The organism is Methylomonas sp. 11b (genome assembly GCF_000515215.1).
Classification (GTDB): Bacteria; Pseudomonadota; Gammaproteobacteria; order Methylococcales; family Methylomonadaceae; genus Methylomonas.
Window position 1 is genome coordinate 1 of record NZ_KI911557.1, and the last position, 18,246, is coordinate 18,246.

Here is an 18,246-nt window from a genome sequence, read left to right on the forward strand (position 1 = left end):
TCTTCTAAAAATCTTTTCATCTTCTATAAGAAATTCTCTGCTACATATTCGTAGCTTCTTCTTTCTAAAAGTTGTTTTAAAGCTCCTTTGGCGTGTTGTAAATATATATAAATTTAAATAAAATATATTAATTACACACACCAAAGTGCCAAAAAACGCATTAATTAATTTATTTAAATTCTATCAACAAGTGTTAATGGGTTAATGTGTGTGTACCTCTTTAACATTGCCAAATCTTTGTGACCTGATATTGAACTAACTTCTATCATGTTCAAACCTTTTTCAAATAGGGTTGAAACTCCTTCATGTCTTAGATCATGTAATCTAAAATTCTCTATTCCTATAGACTTGCAAAGGGTAATAAATTTTTCTGTTAGCCATTCTTTTTTGTAATTTAGTAAAAATGGTGACTTGGCTTCTTTGATTAGGTACTGAACTGCTGTTAAAGCTTTTTTGCTAATTGGTATAGTTCTATCTTCGCCATTTTTTGTGTCTTCAAGCAACATAAGGCGATTTTCTAGGTCAATGTTGGTGATTTTTAGTGAAGCAAGTTCGCCTCTTCTCATTGCCGTTTCAATTAGCAGTACGATTACATGCTGCAAATATTCATCTGCCGAACTTAGAAGCAAGCTAAGTTCTTTTTCTTTGAGTCTTCTTGTTCTGGCTTGTCCTTTTAGGGTAGGGGAGGTGACTACAGGAATAGTAAAAACATAATTCCACTCGATTCCTTTCTTCATAGCTCTTTTTATCAAGCTCAATTCATGCTTTACTGTTTGGTTAGAGGCTACTCTAAGTCGACTATCTCTGTAAGTCACCAACAAGTTGCTTGTTACTTGTTCCAAGGGAAGATTGCCAAGTTCTCTTGTGACTAAAGCCACTTTGTATCTTTCGACTTCCCAGCTTTTTAGGTGAACAAGAACTTCTTTTTCCCATCGCTCCAGCAAAAAGGCCAGTGTTACAACTTCTTTATCTTTTTTTGTTGTAAAGGTGCCTTGTTCAATCTTTACTTCTTGTTCTTTAGCCCACTTTAGAGCATCAGACTTGTTAGTGAAGGTTTTTGTAATGCTTTTACCATTTTTACGAACTTGGGTATGGTATCTGCCTTGTCTTTTTCTGATAGTCGCCATTTTTTCGACCCCAATGTGCCATATTTGTGCCAAAGGAGCTTTAAAACAACTTTTAGAAAGAAGAAGCTACGAATATGTAGCAGAGAATTTCTTATAGAAGATGAAAAGATTTTTAGAAGAAACTACTTTACAAACAATAGCTTAAAAAATTTTTCATCACATATTTGCTACCGCAAATATATGGTGCCGAGGAGAGGACTTGAACCTCCACAGGGTTACCCCTACTAGCACCTGAAGCTAGCGCGTCTACCAATTTCACCACCTCGGCATTGCTCGCGTTAGCAAGCAATTTGAGTATTATAAATACATGGCGGGTATGTGTCAACTTTGCTATTAGACACATCGCTGAGCAGCGTAATGTTCGCACGCCTGAAGGAGCACTGGCTTGACGTGACGCCAATCCAAACAGGTTCTTGATCATCAGGCAAAACGGGATGACCACATTGGAAAATTTATTGGCTCACCCTTGCTGGTGAGCGCCCAGCAGCAAGCCGGCCCATCTTCTCCGTATCAATCCGGAGGAACAGCGAACCGCGTTGCTTCAAGGGTTAGTTGTAGTTGTCAGTTGGTGATTCAGTCGTTCTGAGGCAGCGGTTTGGGCATCCGGGCTGCAGGTGTAACCTGGGGACGAGAGATAGTTTGTGCAGTAAAGCCTTTGTCGGTAGGCTATTCAGCTAGTTTGCGATATCCATCGAATAAATGATGAATTTCCTCAAGACCGTCCTCGATTGACCAAGAAACCGACTTTGACAATAAATCCAGCAAAATCACGCCGTTTACCGCTGCGTCTTCGCTAATCGCCGTTTTTAACCGTTGGCTTAAATGCAGGTTGATGACTTGTAAGTTTTGATAAAGCGCGAGCAGTTCATCCAGTTCCAGCGAATAGGGTAGTTTGTCTTTTTGGCGAAAATACTGTGCCAGCAGGAACATCGTAGTTACTCGGTAAATCGTTTCAGTTTGATCGGCCAGGGGTAAGTGAAAGCGTGCCATTGGCTTTAAAAATTCGGTATGTGGGCACGGGCTGGTGGCCATAATTAAGCCTAGAATCGAACTGGCGATATGTTGAGCAGTGGTTTCGGCGCATATGGTTCTTCTATCGGTAATGACTTCTACAGCCATTTGCTTGTGGGAAACTAAGTGACCACATAAATCTAACAGTGACACCAGATTAATGGCGACAGGACAATGTGGAACCTGTTCCGGATTTAACGGGCAATTGCGGCATTGCTGATACGCAAGCTCCGTCCAAAAAGGATAGGGGGGTGGAGCTGCAGAAATAAGGGTCATGCTTTGTTTGTCAACTTCTATCAGGAAATCCGCGCTCTCGTAATCTTCGGCACTTAGGCGGTAGGTAAAATGTAGGATGTCGTCGGACATATAAACTCGGCAAACTTGTGATATGCGTTTTCTTGGGTGAATTTCAATTTGGCTAAAGCGCGTTGTTGGGCGATTGTAGGTGCGCCAGTCACTGGCTGGCAAGGCTCAATGATACGGCTGGTTTAGCTTGAGTATAGTCGCGGTAACCAAGTAAAAGGGGCAGCCTCCGGCTCCATGCTACAATCGACCGTTCTAAAAACATAATCTCAAAAGGCTTTACCATGCAATTTATTAAACTCCCCGCTGTTGCTTTGCTGTTTTTATCTTTTAATGCCGCAGCGGATGTACAGCTGACCAAAGCCGATCTTTTGGGAACATGGCAAATCGACAAAGAATCGAACACCAGTGATGGCAGCAAGGCCCGTAGCTCTAATACTACCTGGACGTTTAAAGAAGACGGCACGATCGAAGGTATGACTCATGAAAACGATTCGCACGCCAGAATTGACCAAATGCGGGCTGTGCTGAATTACTCTGTCGAAGGCGGCAAGATTGTCAAGCAGGCCGCGCCGGGCCGCTCGAAGATGGAAACCTGCGAGGCAATCGAAAAATCCGGCAACAATATGGTTTTGAAATGCCAGACCGTTTACTTCTTTATGTCTAAAAAATAGGAACGCCGGACATTCCCGATAGCGTCTTGCTTAGTTTGACCTATTTATTTAGCTGCCGGCAGGGATGGACTCATTGGGATTAACGTGAAAACAGGAACTTTGATTTTGGCAGAACAGATCCAAAGCCTATCCGATTTTGCGGAGCGCTGTTTGTTTAATGGCGATATTGAGCAAAAGCTTGTTTTAACTCATCAAGCCAGGCAGTTGTTAGATAACGGCTTATTATCCCTGCAGACAGCTGGCGCGGTATTGCCAATAAGCAATACCGTATTTCCGCGCCGGCCGGCATTGTTGATGCCACGTGAGATGCCTAAACGTCGTCTGGATTCCAACGAAGGTAAAGCGGCTTTTTTTCATGCACTCGCGCATATCGAGTTTGTGGCAATTTATTTGGCTTGGGACATCATTTACCGGTTTCCCGGCTTGCCCGATGATTTTTATCGGGATTGGCTGATCATCGCCGAGGAAGAGGCACAGCATTTCGAGTTGATTCGCACCCATTTGCTTGGCTTGGGATTCGACTACGGCGATTTGCCCGCGCATCGTGGGCTTTGGTCGCATGCCGAAGATACTTCGGATGATATTTTGGCGCGCTTAGCGATAGTGCCGCGCTGTATGGAGGCGCGCGGATTAGATGTGACGCCGGGCATGATGGATAAACTGGTCGCTATCGACGATCAGCCAGGTCTGGCTATCTTGCGGCGGATTTACGACGATGAAGTCGGGCATGTCGAGCGCGGTTCTTACTGGTTCAATATTCTGACTAGACAGCGCGGTCTGGAACCTGAACACTGCTTCAAAGACTTGATTCTGAATTATTTCAAGGGCAAACCCAAAGGGCCCTTTAATCGAGAAGTGCGTATAATCGCCGGCTTCTCGAATAACGAAATCGATTGGCTGGAGGAGCGTTTGCATGAATAACAAACCGGTTTTTGATTATCCACTGTTTGCGATGGGCTTTAGGGCGTTTTTCGCGCTGGCGGGGTTATCAGCTCTGGCTTTGATTGCGCTGTGGAATTCGATGTCCAATGGTTCGCTGCATATCGATAATTACTTCACTGGTAGTACGTGGCACGCACATGAAATGTTGCTCGGCTATACCACAGCCGTGATTGCCGGTTTTTTACTGACGGCGGCGAGAAACTGGACCGGCTTGCAAACGGTTACTCCCGATCAATTGGCGTCGCTATGTTTTCTGTGGATTTATGGCCGGGTATTGCCTTTTTATTCGGAACTACTGCCCGATGCGTTGATAGGCGCCGTGGATTTCGTATTTTTACCGGTGTTGGCGTATTTTGTCGGTAAGCCTATTTTAAAAACAGGCAACTACCAAAATCTGATTTTTATCCCCTTATTGCTGTTATTGGCCTTGGGTAATGGTTTGATTCATGCCCAAGTTCTGGGTTTGGCCGATAGCGCCTCGCTAGGACTAATCCTGGTAGTTACCGTTATCGTCGCGATGATTTTGGTCATAGCCGGCCGGGTATTTCCGTTTTTTACCGAACGAGGGCTATCCGGGGTTATTTGTATTCGCAATCCGTTATTGGATATAGCGGCTGTTGCCGTGAGTCTGGTGGTGTTTGCACTATTGATGCTGAATATATCCGGCGCTTTGTTGGCTGTTGCCGCGGTCGCGGCGATTGTGATTAATATTGTGCGAGTGGCGGCTTGGTACAACCCGCGGATTTGGTTTGTGCCCCTGCTTTGGGTTTTGTATATCGGCTACGGTTGGTTGATTCTTGGATTTGGCTTGGTATCACTCGCTGCTTTTGGTGTGGTTCCGCAGTCTTTGGCTTTACATGCCTTTACTGTGGGCGGCATCGGTATTTTGACTCTGGGCATGATGGCCCGCGTTGCGTTGGGTCATACCGGTAGAGCGTTGAAAGCCTCGAATGTGATGGCGTTGGCCTTTGTGCTGATCAATTTGGCGGCGCTGTTTCGAGTGTTTTTTCCGGCGTTGTTGCCAAACTGGTATGGCGGTTTGGTAATGGTGTCCACCTATTGTTGGTTGGCGGCATTTTCTCTGTTTGCATTTTATTATTCGCCAATTTTGACGTCGCCCAGACTGGACGGGCAGCCGGGATAGCGTAGTTCATAAAAACAGCGGCGATGGCGGATGAGCTTGTCCCGGGCGTGACGCGTTTTACATTGAATTTGTTGGAGCGGCGGCTGGAAACGTAGGTTTGGTATATCGATTTGCTGCGCAACGAGGACAACGAGACGAGAGTGCATGGAAATTAATTGCACGACAGGTTTGATGTGAAGACGAGACTGGCGGAATTGACTTCTGTCAACGGCAGCAGTTGGGCTGTTGCTGGCAGGAGTAATGATCTCGGTCAGTGATAGGGGCGCTGGATAGAATTATAAAAAAAGGCGGCTCTTAGCCGCCTTTTTTGTGTTGAAACGGTTTTACTGTGCGCTGTAATGCGATTCGATATAGCGCTCGACTATAGCTTGGAACTCTTCAGCGATATGGTCGCCTTTTAGGGTAACGGTTTTGAAGCCGTCTTCAAAAACTGGTGCAACAGGGGACTCGCCGGTGCCGGGTAGGCTGATGCCGATGTTGGCGTTTTTGCTCTCGCCGGGGCCGTTAACGACACAGCCCATCACCGCGACTTTCATATCTTCCACGCCTTTGTATTTATCTTTCCAGACAGGCATTTGGTCGCGTAAATAGCCTTGAATGTCTTGCGCCAGGCGTTGGAAATAATCGCTGGTGGTACGACCGCAGCCGGGGCAGGCTACTACCATGGGGGTGAAGGAGCGGAAGTTCATGGTTTGCAGAATTTCCTGGGCCACGATCACTTCTTTGGTGCGCGCCGCACCGGGTTCGGGTGTTAGGGATACGCGGATGGTGTCACCTATGCCTTGTTGCATCAATACTCCAAGCGCTGCCGACGATGCGACGATGCCTTTGGAGCCCATGCCTGCTTCGGTAAGGCCTAAGTGCAGGGCGTAATCGCAACGGCTGGACAGGTCTTGGTAAATGCTGATCAGCTCCTGGACATCACTGATTTTGCAAGACAGAATGATTTTGTCTTTGCCCAATCCCAGCTCCTGGGCCTTTGCCGCGCTTTCCAGGGCAGAGAGTATAATGGCTTCGCGGGTGATCAAGGGTAATTCCTTGGGTTGCGCCAATTGCCTGTTCTCGTCGAGCAAGCGGGTCAACACGGCTTGATCAAGACTGCCACCGTTGACGCCGATACGTACGGGTTTGTTGTATTGAATCGCAAGCTCTATCATCTGCTGAAATTGCGGATCCCGCGCCTTACCTTTGCCGACGTTGCCGGGGTTGATACGGTATTTGGAAAGTGCTTGCGCGCAATCCGGATATTTTTCCAGTAACTTGTGGCCGTTGAAATGGAAGTCGCCGATAATGGGCACCGAAAAGCCTTTTTGCGCCAGTCGGTTGACAATTTCCGGTACGGCTTGCGCAGCTTCTTCTCGGTCGACTGTGATGCGGACCATTTCTGAGCCGGCTGTCGCTAATTCCATGATCTGTTGAACGCTTCCTGCAACATCAGCTGTATCGGTATTAGTCATGGATTGAACTACAATCGGAGCACCGCCGCCGACTTTTACGTTTCCTACCAAAACCTGTTGGGTGTGTTTTCTGGGGCTAATCGACATAGAATTGTGGTTTGCAAAAACTGAAAGTTATCTAAAAATACCAAGTAATTCACTTAGGATATAAATTATACCTCCTTAGTTACAGGACGAAAGAGCAAATTGTGCGGATAAATTACTTTTCTGATGTGCATTTAGAATTTGGCGAGCAGAGTTTGCCGGAAACCGATGCCGATATTGTCGTGGCGGCGGGCGATATTGGCATATTCAAACAAGGTGTCGAATGGTTGAAGTCTATCGGCAAGCCCGTGGTTTATGTGGCGGGTAACCATGAGTTTTATGGTTACGAATATCAACAGACCATCGACATGTTGCGTAGGGAATGTGCGGGCAGTCAAATTCAGTTCTTGGAAAAAGATCAGTTTATCTTCCAGGGCGTGCGCTTTTTGGGTTGTACTTTGTGGACGAATTTGTTTATCGAGGGCGCTGAAAAAGCCGAAGCGCTGGGAAAAACCTTGAATGACTTTCGTAAGGTGTCGTTTACAGGTCAATCATTCGAGCCTAAACACTTTGCCGAACTACACCGGGAATCAAAGTCCTGGTTAGAACAACAGCTTGCCACTCCCTTTGCCGGCAGGACCATTGTGGTCACCCACCATGCGCCGACCGAATGGAGTTGGATCGATTCACCCAACGTACTTAAAAAGCTGGCGTATTGTAATGACTTGAAGCCTTTATTTCACGAGTATGAAATAGCGGCCTGGTTTCACGGTCATGTGCACAATTTGGGTGATTACCGGATAGCGGATGCCCGTATTTTAAGCAATACCCGGGGGTATGTCGGCCGCAAGTATGTCAGCGGTTTTGATATCGATAAAGTGGTTGATATTTGATCGGCATTTCCACTTGCGCCGGGCGCTATCGCGCGGCTTACGGGGCCACAAGCCTTGGGATTTTCCGTTGAGAAAGCCGATAACTTGTGATGTAATGAACATGTTTTGTCTTGAAGTGTCCTTTGGGAGAGATGTTTCTCAATGGGCTTTTTGCTGCAACTAGTCTGGGGAGCAGGCGTATTAACTATGCAATTTAATATAAAGAAAGGTTTGGATTTGCCCATAACAGGCGGCCCCGAACAAAAGATAAGCGATGGTAACAGCATCAAATCGGTTGCTTTGTTAGGTGCCGACTATATTGATCTGAAACCGAAGATGATGGTTGCCGAAGGAGATAAGGTCAAATTAGGACAGGCGCTTTTTTCTGACAAAAAGAATCCTGGCGTTAACTTCGTATCACCCGGCGCGGGTGTGGTCAAAGCTATTAATCGCGGCGATAAACGTGCTTTGTTGTCTGTTGTCATCGAATTGCAGGGAAATCAGCAAGAGTCTTTCGCGAAATACGGCGAAGCAGAGCTGGGCAATTTGACTCAAGAACAAGTCAAGGAAAATTTGCTGGCATCGGGCTTGTGGACTTCGTTCCTGACTCGTCCTTACGGCAAAATCCCAGCTGTTGATTCCTCCCCAAGTTCGATTTTTGTCACAGCCATAGATACTCGTCCGCTTGCGGCCGATCCAGCTGTGATTATCAAGGAGCGCGCCGCGGACTTTGCTAATGGCTTGACTGTGATCTCCAAGTTGACGTCTGGTAAAACCTATCTTTGCAAGGCTTCTGGTACCGATGTGGTTGCTAACCAAGCAGTGCAAATAGCCGAGTTTTCCGGTCCGCATCCTGCCGGTTTGCCAAGCACTCACATACACTTCATCGATCCGGTCAATATCCATAAATTTGTTTGGCATATCGATTATCAAGCGGTGATTGCTATCGGCGCCTTGTTTACCAGCGGTAAACTGAATGTTGAGCGCGTGGTTTCCTTGGCTGGTCCAACCGTTAAAAACCCCAGGCTGGTGCGTACCCGTGTGGGCGCGAACTTGGATGATTTGGTTGCTGGCGAATTGCAAGATGTTGAAAATCGCGTGATTTCGGGTTCTGTTTTATATGGCCACGAAGCTACCGGATCTGCTGCGTTTTTGAGTGCTTACAGTTTGCAAGTTTCGGCTATCAAAGAAGGTCGCGATCGGGAGTTTTTCGGTTGGATCGTCCCGGGTAAAGACAAATACTCGGCGTTGAATGTCTACGTTTCCAGTAAAGATCGTAAAGATAATCGCCTGTTCCCGTTGACCACCGATAAGAACGGCAGTAACCGGGCCATCGTCCCTGTTGGCGTATATGAGTCGGTCATGCCTTTGGATATTTTGGCTACACCTTTGTTAAAAGCGATTGTAGTCGGCGATACCGATACTGCACAGTCTCTTGGTTGTCTGGAATTGAGTGAAGAAGACGTGTCTTTGTTCACCTTTGTCGATCCAGGTAAACACGACTTCGCGCCTGTGCTCAGAGCTAATTTAACTAAAATCGAGAAGGAAGGATAATGTCGGCTAGAGATATTTTAGATAGCATAGAGCCGCATTTTACAAAGGGCGGCAAGTTTGAGAAGTATTACGGTCTCTATGAGATGGTGGATACTTTCATCTATACGCCATCCGATGTAACGCGCGGTAGAACCCACGTTCGTGACGGCAATGACCTGAAACGGACCATGACTTTCGTGGTAATAGCCACGGCGTTTTGTATTTTGATGGCATGGTATAACACCGGCTACCAAGCCAATTTGGCGATGGAAAAAATCGGCGCCACCGAAATCAATAACTGGCGCAGCATTCCAATGGCGCTGTTTGGCTACAATCCATACAATCCTTTTTCGTGCCTAGTGCACGGTATGTTGTATTTTTTCCCGGTTTACATTACGACTTTGGCGGTTGGCGGTATCTGGGAAGTGCTTTTCGCGACTGTGCGTAAACACGAAGTTAATGAAGGCTTCTTGGTGTCTTCGATGCTGTATACCTTGATCCTGCCGCCTGACATACCTTTGTGGCAAGTGGCGCTGGGTATCTCTTTCGGTATCGTGTTGGGTAAAGAAGTTTTCGGTGGTACCGGCAAAAACTTCCTTAATCCCGCACTGACTGGTCGGGCATTCCTGTTCTTCGCTTATCCTGCGTCCATTTCAGGGGATGCGGTCTGGGTTGCCGTGGATGGTTACAGTGGTGCTACTGCATTGTCTCTGGCTTCGGCTGGCGGCCTGGAAGCGATTAAGGAAAGCTTTAGCTGGATTCAGGCCTTCCTGGGTTTCATTCCCGGTTCCATGGGCGAAACCTCGACTTTGGCTTGTATGCTGGGTGCGGCGTTCCTGCTCTACACGCGTGTCGCTTCGTATCGCATCATGGGCGGTGTATTGATTGGCATGATCGCTATGTCTACTCTGCTGAATATTATCGGAAGTACCACCAACCCAATGTTTGCAATACCTTGGTATTGGCATATGGTGGTCGGTGGTTTTGCGTTCGGTACCGTGTTCATGGCAACCGATCCTGTATCCGCAGCCGTGACCGACACCGGTCGTTGGATTTACGGTGCGATGATTGGCGTGATGATTATCATCATTCGGGTTATCAACCCGGCTTTCCCTGAAGGTGTGATGCTTGCAATTCTTTTCTCAAACATGTTTGCACCATTGATTGATTACTTTGTTGTTCAAGCAAATATTAGAAGAAGGATCAAACGCCATGCTTAACGCCGAGAAAAAAACCTCTAAGTATAACGAGCAGCTCTGCAAGTATTATGAACAGTTCAGAGTTTACGCCGACAGAATCCTGGCTTTAAGTAACGACAGCCTGGAAAAAACCGTAAATGTGGCTTTGGCCTTATGTTTGGTTTGTGCTGTACTGGTGTCTATTGCAACAGTGGCTTTACGGCCTTTGCAAGGCTACAACAAAGCCCTGGACATGAAGAAAAACATTCTTGATGTGGCCGGTTTGTTGGAAGAAGGTACGGATATCGACCAAGCCTTTGCGGAAAGAATCGAAAGCAAGATTGTCGATCTTAAAACCGGCGATTACGTTGACAATATTAACGTCGACGAATACGACCAACGCAAAGCTGCCAAAGACCCGGCGCAGAACGAATTGATTCCGGTCGAGAAAGATATTGCCAGCATCCGTCAAAAAGCCAAATACACCAAAGTATTTTTGGTTAAGAAAGGCGATCAGCTGCAATCCATCATTCTGCCTATCAACGGTTACGGTCTGTGGTCTACCATGTACGGCTTTTTGGCGTTGGAAGCGGATGCGCAAACGGTACAAAGCATCAACCTGTATGACCAAGGGGAAACCCCTGGCCTGGGTGGTGAGGTAGTCAATCCTAATTGGCGTGCGTTGTGGAAAGGCAAGAAAGTCTATTCCGACAAAGGCGAGGTGGCTTTGACGCTGGTTAAAGGCGGTGTGGATTCCAGTCGTCCGGATTCTGTTTACAAAGTGGATGGTTTGGCCGGTGCAACACTGACCAGCCGTGGTGTCAGCAATCTGATCCAGTATTGGATGGGTGCGGAAGGTTTCGCAACCTATCTGAACAAGATTAGAACAAACGGTTAGGGCAAAACAATGGATAAAGAAACTAAAAAAGTATTATTCGAACCGTTGGTCGATAACAACCCAATCACTTTACAGGTGCTTGGCGTGTGTTCGGCGTTGGCGGTAACTTCGCAAATGTCTACTTCATTGATCATGGCTTTGGCCTTGACCTCGGTTACCGCCTGTTCCAGTGCGGCGATCAGTGCGGTGCGGGAACATATACCCAGCAGCATTCGGATTATCGTGCAGATGATCATCATTGCTTCGTTGGTTATTGTGGTAGATCAGTTGCTTAAGGCCTTTGCCTTTGATGTCAGTAAAAAACTGTCAGTATTTGTTGGTTTGATTATTACCAACTGTATCGTCATGGGGCGTGCTGAGGCCTATGCGATGAAAAACCCGCCGCTGCAAAGCTTTGTAGACGGTATCGGTAACGGTTTAGGTTACAGTTTGATTCTGGTCATCGTGGCACTGTTCAGAGAAACTTTGGGATCAGGCAAACTGCTTGGCTTCGATGTATTGCCTCTAGTCAAAGACGGTGGTTGGTATGTGCCTAATGGCATGATGTTGCTGCCGCCTAGCGCGTTTTTCATCATTGGCTTGATTATCTGGGGTTTCCGTACTTGGAAACCGAAACAGGTGGAGCACAACGAGTTCAAAATTATGTCGATTGCTCACGGTGAAGGGGGACATCACTAATGGAAGCCTATATCAGTCTTTTTGTTAAAGCGGTTTTCATTGAAAACCTAGCATTATCATTCTTCCTAGGTATGTGTACTTTCTTGGCGGTTTCCAAGAAGATTTCTACAGCAATGGGTTTGGGCATCGCGGTAATGGTGGTGCAAACCCTGACCGTGCCTGCCAATAACTTCATCTACCAAACCTTGTTGAAAGAAGATGCGTTATCTTGGATCGGCATTTCCGGTGTGGATTTAAGCTTTTTAAGCTTGTTGAGCTGTATCGGTATGATCGCTGCGATCGTACAGATCCTGGAAATGATTCTGGATAAATTCTTTCCGGCTCTGTATCAAGCCTTGGGTATCTTCCTGCCGCTGATTACCGTGAACTGTGCGATCTTGGCCGGTAGCTTGTTCATGATTGAACGCGACTACAATTTCGGCGAAAGCGTGGTATACGGTATAGGGAGTGGTTTTGGTTGGGCTTTGGCGATTACCGTAATGGCCGGTGTGCGTGAGAAATTGAAATACAGCGATATACCTGCTGCATTGCAAGGTCTGGGCATCACTTTTATCACTGCCGGCTTGATGTCTCTGGGCTTCATGGCTTTCTCTGGAATTCAATTATAAGGGTATCGTAATGCTGGAAATTGCATTAGGTGTTATTTTCTTCACGGTCATCGTGATAGCGCTGGTGTTTTTAATCATCGGCGCCAAGAGTAAATTGGTGGCCTCCGGGGATGTGGAAATTCTGATCAATCATGAGAAGAAAATCCGTGTACCGGTTGGTTCTAAGTTGTTAACAGCATTGGCGGATAACCAACTGTTTGTCTCCTCCGCTTGCGGCGGCGGCGGCACTTGCGGCCAATGCAAAGTTAAAGTGCATAGCGGCGGCGGCGATATTCTGCCAACCGAGCAATCCCATATCACCAAGCGCGAAGCGGCGCATGGCGAACGTCTGGCTTGCCAAGTGTCCATTAAACAAAATATGGACATCGAAGTTGAAGACAGCGTATTCGGTGTAAAAAAATGGGAATGCACGGTTAAGTCGAACGACAACGTTGCCACTTTCATTAAAGAATTGGTGTTGGAGTTGCCGGAAGGCGAAGCTATTAACTACCGTGCCGGCGGTTATATTCAAATCGAATGTCCGCCACATATTTCAAAATATGCGGATATGGATGTTGCCGATGAATACCGTCCTGATTGGGATAAATTCAATCTATGGCGTTATGTGTCAGACGTAAAAGAACCAACCCTGCGTGCGTACTCAATGGCATCGTATCCTGAAGAAAAGGAAATTATGCTGAATGTCAGGATTGCTACCCCGCCTCCAGGGGCGCCGGATGGCATCCCGCCAGGTATAATGTCTTCATTTATCTTCAATCTGAAGCCAGGCGACAAAGTATTCGTTTCCGGTCCTTACGGCGAGTTTTTTGCCAAGGAAACCGATGCGGAAATGGTATTCATCGGTGGTGGTGCTGGTATGGCGCCGATGCGTTCGCATATCTTTGATCAACTGCGTAGACTGAAATCCAAACGCAAAATGACTTTCTGGTATGGTGCACGTAGCAAACGCGAAATGTTCTATGTAGAAGATTTTGATATGCTGGCCAAAGAAAATGATAATTTTGAATGGCATGTGGCATTGTCGGATGCGTTACCTGAAGATAACTGGAAAGGTTACACCGGCTTTATTCATAACGTGTTGTTCGAGGAGTTCATCAAGAAACACCCGAACCCAGAAGATTGTGAATACTACATGTGCGGACCTCCAATCATGAACTCTTCAGTGATCAACATGCTGTTAGCTAATGGCGTTGATCCTGAAAATATCATGTTGGATGATTTCGGCGGTTAATTTATCTTAATCTGACGGGAAACACGGGGAGCGATTTTCGGATCGCTCCTTTTTTGCTTTCAGCCATTAGAAAAAACAGGAGAAAACAATGGGTTATTTTTTAGTAACATTTTTATTTATGTTAATCGTTATTGCCGTCATGGCCGTCGGTGTTGTTTTCGGTAGGAACGCTATCAAAGGGTCTTGCGGCGGCACCGGTAACTGCGTCTGTAGCGAGAAATGCGATAAAAGAAAGAAATTTGAAGCCGAGCAAGCCCAAGCGTTGGAACAACATTAAGACTTGTCGTCCAAAGCAAGTGAAGTTAAACCAAGCTATTTGGGCGCGATGACTTTCCGAAATGTTAAGTTTATACGTCCTTGTGATAGTTCTGGATCGATAGGAATACTATGCAGCCAGTGATGTTGGAAATCGGGCTGCATAATCAATAGCATTCCACTAGTGAGTAAAATAACGCCGCTTTCCGCGGTTTTTTTATGCCGAAATGCAAATTGCCGGGTCGCGCCAAACGTCAATGACGCGATAAAAGGTTGTGCTCCCAACTCCGCTTCGTTATCCGCATGCCACCCCACATAATCCTCGCCGTTTCGATACAAGTTCACCAAAACGGAGTTAAACGAAAAGTTTAAGCAGCGTTCGACTTTTTGCCGTATATCCAACAGCAACGGAGTCCAAGGCCGAGTTTGCAATAGATTATTGCTGTAGCTATAACTTATCCCCGGGTCCGCATGCCAGGTTTGTAGACGAGGTAGCGTAAATTCTCGACCGGCAACGCTATAACAATTGTCGGGCCAGTTCTGTTCTTGCAGCAAACGCCGATAAATGCTTTCGCTTTCGGCCGCGTCGTAAAAATGTTCGATTACTCTAAGTTCCTTATTGGCAGTCATTCGCCAGGCAACTCTTGTTGCATTTTTATATGCGCGGATAAAGCACTGTCCATCGTTGTAACGTGCAGCACAAACCACTGCGGCAGACGCTCTCTGACAAATGAACGACCAAATGTGATAAGACCTTTGTCTATGCGGGTTTTAAACTGTTTGAATTCGCCCAAAACGCGTTGATGTTCTCCTTTGTGTTCAGTTTCCGCCGGAAATCCGCATTGCGCCATTAACCGATTTTCGGATTCAAAATGCTCTTCGGTGTGTTGATACAATTGCGCAAACAATTCGGGAAAGTCGGTGTTATTGGCCTTATCCAATTGATTTATCAGATCAATAAATATGCCGTGATCATGATCGATGTGAGCATAACCAACACTCAGGGGAATGGTTTTGTCGAATATTGTCATATGAACACTAGTGTGATTTTTAAACCAATACAAATAAGCATGTTTTATGCCCGGTAATTGCCAATGACATACTGGGTGGTTGATCGTCGGTGGCAATTAAAGAGCAGGCAAGATTTAATCGGGTATTACCTTATCAACTCTACTAACAATGTGACCATCGGCCATTCTAATATCGAGCAGTTCAAGCTTGGCTAACTGTTTAACCGACTTAACTAGCTGCGAGCTTTCGTGTCGTTGCACAATAGCGTAACCGCGTTCCAGTGTTGCCAGCGGGCTGATCGCATGTAAGGTTTGTGCTGTCGCGTGTTGCCGGTTTTTCAATGCTGTCAGTTTAATTTGCATGGAACGGCTTAATCGTTGTTGGAAGTAATCAAGTTGGAGCTGATAGCCGTGAATTGATGCCAACGGCTGCTGACTGTTCAGACGCTGTGTGTTTAACGCCAGTCGCTGGCGGCGCAGTTTCAAGCCGGCTTGTGTCGCGCGATTCAAGCGTTGTTCCAATTCGTCCAGACGCTGTGTATTACGTTGTAGTTTTTCGCCTGGATGTTGGGTTTGTAGGGCTTTGTTTAGCCAGGTTAAATGCAACTGCTGCTGCTGTAATTTATCCTGTATCTGCCGAGTAAGTTGGCGCTCGATTGCTGCAAAGCGGTTCAGCCACGCGGATTGGTCCGGCACAGCACATTCGGCCGCCGCCGATGGTGTCGGTGCGCGCAAATCGGCGACGAAATCGGCTATGCTGAAATCCACCTCGTGGCCTACTGCTGAAATCACCGGAATTTCGCTGGCAGCTACCGCCCGGGCCACAATTTCTTCGTTAAAGGCCCACAAATCCTCAAGCGAACCGCCGCCGCGCGCCAGGATGATTACATCCACCAAGTCTTGTTTATTTGCTGTTTCCAGTGCCGCGCAGATTTCAAATTTGGCACTCTCGCCCTGCACGGCCACCGGATAGATCAACACCGGGATGGCCGGGAAGCGCCGTTTCAAAACGCTGAGAATGTCGTGAATAGCCGCGCCGCTGGCCGAGGTGATGACACCGATTTGCTTTGGCAATTGCGGTATCGGTTTCTTGCGGTTTTGCTCGAACAAGCCTTCAAGCAATAGTTTTTGCTTCAGGCGTTCGTAAGCCAGTCGTAATGCACCGTCACCGGCTTCTTCCAACTGTTCCACCACCAATTGATAATCGCCGCGCGGTTCGTACAAGCTGACTTGCGCGGTGGCGACAACTAGATTGCCGTTGGCCGGTTTGAAGCGCAGCCGTTGCTGCTGGCCTTTGAACATGGCGCAGCGAATCTGGGCTTGCGCGTCTTTCAATGTAAAGTAGTAATGGCCGGATGAGGGTAGGCTGAGATTGGAAATCTCGCCTTGTACCTGCACGGTCAAGAAGTGGCCAGCCAGCAAACGTTTGGCTTCGCGGTTTAGCTGGGATACGCTGAAGATGTGTTTGGAATTACTCATCGAATACTTGAGAGTGCAGGGCGAATAGTTTCAAAATCGTATTTTACGGCGGTTTGCCGCAAATACCAGGCGCTTTTACTTTGCGGAAGTGTTTCCCGGTAAGCTGCGCTAGAATGGTGCCTCGGTGAAGATTTCAGCTTTGGAGAACAAGGAACTACGGATGCATGAACATCAATTGAGTAACTGGCAACATTCGCACGATTTCGCGCGGATCAATCGCAAAGGCGAGCGGCGCACGAAATGGGTGCTGCTATTGACGTTTGCGACCATGATTGTGGAAATTGTCGCTGGCATGCAGTTTCATTCGATGGCTCTGTTGGCGGACGGTTGGCACATGGCCACGCATGTGGTGGCTTTCATGATTGCAATCTTCGCTTACCGTTACAGCCGTATCCACCAGGATGACCAAACCTTCGCGTTTAGTCCAGCCAAGGTCGGCGTGTTGGGCGGATTTGCCAGTTCGATAGCATTGGCTATGGTAGCCTTGGTGATGATTGCCGACTCGGTACAAAGGCTGCTAATGCCGGAAATCATTCGCTTTGACGAGGCGATTTTAGTCGCGCAAGTGGGTTTACTGATCAATCTATTAAGCGCGTTGTTATTACGAGACCATCACGATCATCACCATGGACACGGGCATAATTCTCACCATGACCATGACCATGACCATGACCATGACCATCACGATGACAATGAGCACGATCATCGTCCCCATCATCAGGATCACAATCTACGGGCTGCCTATCTGCATGTAATGGCCGACGCGCTAACATCGGTATTAGCCATCGTCGCTTTGGTTGCCGGCAAATATTACGGCTGGGTATGGCTGGACACGGTGATGGGTTTCGTCGGCGCGACAGTGATCCTGGTTTGGGCTTACGGTTTAATCAAAGAAACTAGTCCGGTCTTGTTGGACCAAGCCATGAACCCTAAATTTACCCAAGCCATACAAGCTGTGCTGGAGGATGACGGCGAATGCCGTGTCAGCGATCTGCATGTCTGGCCCGTTAGTGCGAATCATTATGCGGCAATCGTGGTTTTGGTCACCCAGCAGCCAAAATCGCCCAGTTATTATAAGAATCTATTGGCCAAATTCGCGCAGCTCGACCACATCACCGTGGAGGTCAATCGTTGTAATGGCGAGGATTGCGTTGCAGAATAATCGCGTCGTTGCCGATGAATTCAATTTGGCAGTGGTAATGCGCTGCTAACCAACGAAATGTTGGCCGCGAAAAAAAAGCGATGTGGGTTTGATCGTTTTTGTAATGCCATTTGGCAAAGGCTTCGGCATCAATGACCAATTTGGTCATAATGCCCAGCCAGCCGCCGGGTTTCAATAACTCAAATAGTGCGTCGAATTCGCGTTTTGGCGCACGAAAATGCTCTACCACCTCGGTGCAGACGATAAAGTCGTAGGTTTGGTGCAGGCGCTCAGGAAAGTCCGCATAGAAGGGATCGTAGACACTTATTCGATGCCCTTGGGCTTTTAACAGTCTTGCGAGCGCCGGACCGGGGCCGCAACCGTAGTCAAGGCCTGCAGAATTGTTCGGCAATCTTTCGAGCAGAGGGTTTGCCAAGCGCGATAAAAATTCAATGTAGCCCGGATCGTCGATGGAGTTTTGATGCAGATCATAAATAGCCTTTTCCTGGCTTGGCGATAAATGCTGTGTGCAATCGACATATACCAGTAAGCAATTCTGGCAACGCTTGTAATCGCGTTGGGAGTCACTGTGAAAATGATGGGTATTGAGACTATTACAGAGTGGGCAGGATAGTGCCGGCATAATTAATTTGGGCTTTTGCTTGACGCGTGGGTGATATG

19 protein-coding genes and 1 tRNA gene are annotated in these 18,246 nt (G+C 47.3%); 12 read left to right on the forward strand and 8 right to left on the reverse strand.

Going from position 1 to position 18,246, the window contains the following annotated elements; genetic code table 11:
* Nucleotides 1-173: 173 nt before the first annotated feature.
* The 3 genes from METH11B_RS0100005 to METH11B_RS0100015 all read right to left on the reverse strand — a co-directional run bounded on the left by METH11B_RS0100005 (nucleotide 174) and on the right by METH11B_RS0100015 (nucleotide 2,504).
* Nucleotides 174-1,127, reverse strand: coding sequence for a tyrosine-type recombinase/integrase (locus METH11B_RS0100005; protein WP_026600192.1), 954 nt, complete (start codon nucleotides 1,125-1,127; stop codon nucleotides 174-176).
* A gap of 181 nt (nucleotides 1,128-1,308) precedes the next feature.
* Nucleotides 1,309-1,395 (reverse strand) — tRNA-Leu (locus METH11B_RS0100010).
* Nucleotides 1,396-1,793: 398 nt separating this feature from the next.
* On the reverse strand, nucleotides 1,794-2,504 hold the full coding sequence (locus tag METH11B_RS0100015; protein WP_026600193.1) for a DUF6901 family protein: 711 nt from the start codon (nucleotides 2,502-2,504) through the stop codon (nucleotides 1,794-1,796).
* A gap of 221 nt (nucleotides 2,505-2,725) precedes the next feature.
* Between METH11B_RS0100015 and METH11B_RS0100020 the strand changes: the two genes are divergently transcribed.
* The 3 genes from METH11B_RS0100020 to METH11B_RS0100030 all read left to right on the forward strand — a co-directional run bounded on the left by METH11B_RS0100020 (nucleotide 2,726) and on the right by METH11B_RS0100030 (nucleotide 5,201).
* A complete protein-coding gene (locus METH11B_RS0100020) occupies nucleotides 2,726-3,115 on the forward strand; it encodes a lipocalin family protein (protein WP_026600194.1) in 390 nt (129 codons plus the stop codon).
* A 105-nt stretch (nucleotides 3,116-3,220) separates the two neighbouring features.
* Nucleotides 3,221-4,036, forward strand: a complete 816-nt coding sequence (locus METH11B_RS0100025; protein ID WP_231499554.1) for a ferritin-like domain-containing protein — start codon at nucleotides 3,221-3,223, stop codon at nucleotides 4,034-4,036.
* Nucleotides 4,029-5,201 (forward strand): NnrS family protein, encoded by a 1,173-nt coding sequence (locus METH11B_RS0100030; RefSeq protein ID WP_026600196.1) that lies wholly within the window; start codon nucleotides 4,029-4,031, stop codon nucleotides 5,199-5,201. The genes METH11B_RS0100025 and METH11B_RS0100030 overlap by 8 nt, the downstream gene beginning before the upstream one ends.
* 323 nt (nucleotides 5,202-5,524) lie before the next feature.
* Here the strand turns inward: METH11B_RS0100030 and ispG are convergent, their stop codons facing one another.
* Nucleotides 5,525-6,745 (reverse strand): flavodoxin-dependent (E)-4-hydroxy-3-methylbut-2-enyl-diphosphate synthase, encoded by a 1,221-nt coding sequence (gene ispG / locus METH11B_RS0100035; RefSeq protein WP_020481968.1) that lies wholly within the window; start codon nucleotides 6,743-6,745, stop codon nucleotides 5,525-5,527.
* Between the two features lie 101 nt (nucleotides 6,746-6,846).
* Between ispG and METH11B_RS0100040 the strand changes: the two genes are divergently transcribed.
* From METH11B_RS0100040 to nqrM, 8 genes are all read left to right on the forward strand, one after another.
* A complete protein-coding gene (locus METH11B_RS0100040) occupies nucleotides 6,847-7,575 on the forward strand; it encodes a metallophosphoesterase (protein ID WP_026146838.1) in 729 nt (242 codons plus the stop codon).
* Between the two features lie 186 nt (nucleotides 7,576-7,761).
* Nucleotides 7,762-9,108: a Na(+)-translocating NADH-quinone reductase subunit A gene (locus METH11B_RS0100045; RefSeq protein WP_026146837.1), complete on the forward strand. Its 1,347-nt coding sequence runs from the start codon at nucleotides 7,762-7,764 to the stop codon at nucleotides 9,106-9,108.
* Nucleotides 9,108-10,307, forward strand: a complete 1,200-nt coding sequence (locus METH11B_RS0100050) for an NADH:ubiquinone reductase (Na(+)-transporting) subunit B (protein WP_026600197.1) — start codon at nucleotides 9,108-9,110, stop codon at nucleotides 10,305-10,307. The genes METH11B_RS0100045 and METH11B_RS0100050 overlap by 1 nt, the downstream gene beginning before the upstream one ends.
* Nucleotides 10,300-11,163, forward strand: coding sequence for a Na(+)-translocating NADH-quinone reductase subunit C (locus METH11B_RS0100055; RefSeq protein ID WP_026600198.1), 864 nt, complete (start codon nucleotides 10,300-10,302; stop codon nucleotides 11,161-11,163). Before METH11B_RS0100050 ends, METH11B_RS0100055 begins: the two co-directional genes overlap by 8 nt.
* Nucleotides 11,164-11,172: 9 nt before the next feature.
* Nucleotides 11,173-11,841 carry an NADH:ubiquinone reductase (Na(+)-transporting) subunit D gene (locus METH11B_RS0100060; protein WP_020481963.1) on the forward strand — a complete coding sequence of 223 codons (669 nt, stop codon included), beginning with the start codon at nucleotides 11,173-11,175 and terminating at the stop codon, nucleotides 11,839-11,841.
* Nucleotides 11,841-12,449: an NADH:ubiquinone reductase (Na(+)-transporting) subunit E gene (gene nqrE / locus METH11B_RS0100065; RefSeq protein WP_020481962.1), complete on the forward strand. Its 609-nt coding sequence runs from the start codon at nucleotides 11,841-11,843 to the stop codon at nucleotides 12,447-12,449. Before METH11B_RS0100060 ends, nqrE begins: the two co-directional genes overlap by 1 nt.
* Before the next feature lie 10 nt (nucleotides 12,450-12,459).
* Nucleotides 12,460-13,680, forward strand: a complete 1,221-nt coding sequence (nqrF, locus tag METH11B_RS0100070) for an NADH:ubiquinone reductase (Na(+)-transporting) subunit F (RefSeq protein ID WP_020481961.1) — start codon at nucleotides 12,460-12,462, stop codon at nucleotides 13,678-13,680.
* Between the two features lie 88 nt (nucleotides 13,681-13,768).
* Nucleotides 13,769-13,957 carry a (Na+)-NQR maturation NqrM gene (gene nqrM / locus METH11B_RS0100075; RefSeq protein ID WP_020481960.1) on the forward strand — a complete coding sequence of 63 codons (189 nt, stop codon included), beginning with the start codon at nucleotides 13,769-13,771 and terminating at the stop codon, nucleotides 13,955-13,957.
* Nucleotides 13,958-13,992: 35 nt separating this feature from the next.
* Here the strand turns inward: nqrM and METH11B_RS0100080 are convergent, their stop codons facing one another.
* From METH11B_RS0100080 to xseA, 3 genes are all read right to left on the reverse strand, one after another.
* On the reverse strand, nucleotides 13,993-14,565 hold the full coding sequence (locus METH11B_RS0100080) for an alpha-ketoglutarate-dependent dioxygenase AlkB family protein (protein ID WP_026600200.1): 573 nt from the start codon (nucleotides 14,563-14,565) through the stop codon (nucleotides 13,993-13,995).
* On the reverse strand, nucleotides 14,562-14,966 hold the full coding sequence (locus tag METH11B_RS0100085) for a bacteriohemerythrin (protein ID WP_026600201.1): 405 nt from the start codon (nucleotides 14,964-14,966) through the stop codon (nucleotides 14,562-14,564). The genes METH11B_RS0100080 and METH11B_RS0100085 overlap by 4 nt, the downstream gene beginning before the upstream one ends.
* A 114-nt stretch (nucleotides 14,967-15,080) precedes the next feature.
* Complete coding sequence (gene xseA, locus METH11B_RS0100090) at nucleotides 15,081-16,424, reverse strand: exodeoxyribonuclease VII large subunit (protein WP_026600202.1); 1,344 nt, start codon at nucleotides 16,422-16,424, stop codon at nucleotides 15,081-15,083.
* A 160-nt stretch (nucleotides 16,425-16,584) separates the two neighbouring features.
* On the opposite strand from xseA, the gene dmeF reads away from it, so the two are divergent.
* Nucleotides 16,585-17,586 (forward strand): CDF family Co(II)/Ni(II) efflux transporter DmeF, encoded by a 1,002-nt coding sequence (dmeF, locus tag METH11B_RS0100095; RefSeq protein WP_026600203.1) that lies wholly within the window; start codon nucleotides 16,585-16,587, stop codon nucleotides 17,584-17,586.
* On the opposite strand, the gene METH11B_RS0100100 is transcribed toward dmeF, so the two are convergent.
* A complete protein-coding gene (locus METH11B_RS0100100) occupies nucleotides 17,549-18,208 on the reverse strand; it encodes a class I SAM-dependent methyltransferase (protein ID WP_026600204.1) in 660 nt (219 codons plus the stop codon). The genes dmeF and METH11B_RS0100100 overlap by 38 nt on opposite strands.
* Nucleotides 18,209-18,246: the final 38 nt, after the last annotated feature.

Coding starts and splice junctions, on each gene's coding strand:
- METH11B_RS0100005 (WP_026600192.1), bottom strand. CDS start 1,127: ATGGCGACTATCAGAAAAAGACAAGGCAGATACCATACCCAAGTTCGT.
- METH11B_RS0100015 (WP_026600193.1), bottom strand. CDS start 2,504: ATGTCCGACGACATCCTACATTTTACCTACCGCCTAAGTGCCGAAGAT.
- METH11B_RS0100020 (WP_026600194.1), top strand. CDS start 2,726: ATGCAATTTATTAAACTCCCCGCTGTTGCTTTGCTGTTTTTATCTTTT.
- METH11B_RS0100030 (WP_026600196.1), top strand. CDS start 4,029: ATGAATAACAAACCGGTTTTTGATTATCCACTGTTTGCGATGGGCTTT.
- ispG (WP_020481968.1), bottom strand. CDS start 6,745: ATGTCGATTAGCCCCAGAAAACACACCCAACAGGTTTTGGTAGGAAAC.
- METH11B_RS0100045 (WP_026146837.1), top strand. CDS start 7,762: ATGCAATTTAATATAAAGAAAGGTTTGGATTTGCCCATAACAGGCGGC.
- METH11B_RS0100050 (WP_026600197.1), top strand. CDS start 9,108: ATGTCGGCTAGAGATATTTTAGATAGCATAGAGCCGCATTTTACAAAG.
- METH11B_RS0100055 (WP_026600198.1), top strand. CDS start 10,300: ATGCTTAACGCCGAGAAAAAAACCTCTAAGTATAACGAGCAGCTCTGC.
- METH11B_RS0100060 (WP_020481963.1), top strand. CDS start 11,173: ATGGATAAAGAAACTAAAAAAGTATTATTCGAACCGTTGGTCGATAAC.
- nqrE (WP_020481962.1), top strand. CDS start 11,841: ATGGAAGCCTATATCAGTCTTTTTGTTAAAGCGGTTTTCATTGAAAAC.
- nqrF (WP_020481961.1), top strand. CDS start 12,460: ATGCTGGAAATTGCATTAGGTGTTATTTTCTTCACGGTCATCGTGATA.
- nqrM (WP_020481960.1), top strand. CDS start 13,769: ATGGGTTATTTTTTAGTAACATTTTTATTTATGTTAATCGTTATTGCC.
- METH11B_RS0100080 (WP_026600200.1), bottom strand. CDS start 14,565: ATGACTGCCAATAAGGAACTTAGAGTAATCGAACATTTTTACGACGCG.
- METH11B_RS0100085 (WP_026600201.1), bottom strand. CDS start 14,966: ATGACAATATTCGACAAAACCATTCCCCTGAGTGTTGGTTATGCTCAC.
- xseA (WP_026600202.1), bottom strand. CDS start 16,424: ATGAGTAATTCCAAACACATCTTCAGCGTATCCCAGCTAAACCGCGAA.
- dmeF (WP_026600203.1), top strand. CDS start 16,585: ATGCATGAACATCAATTGAGTAACTGGCAACATTCGCACGATTTCGCG.
- METH11B_RS0100100 (WP_026600204.1), bottom strand. CDS start 18,208: ATGCCGGCACTATCCTGCCCACTCTGTAATAGTCTCAATACCCATCAT.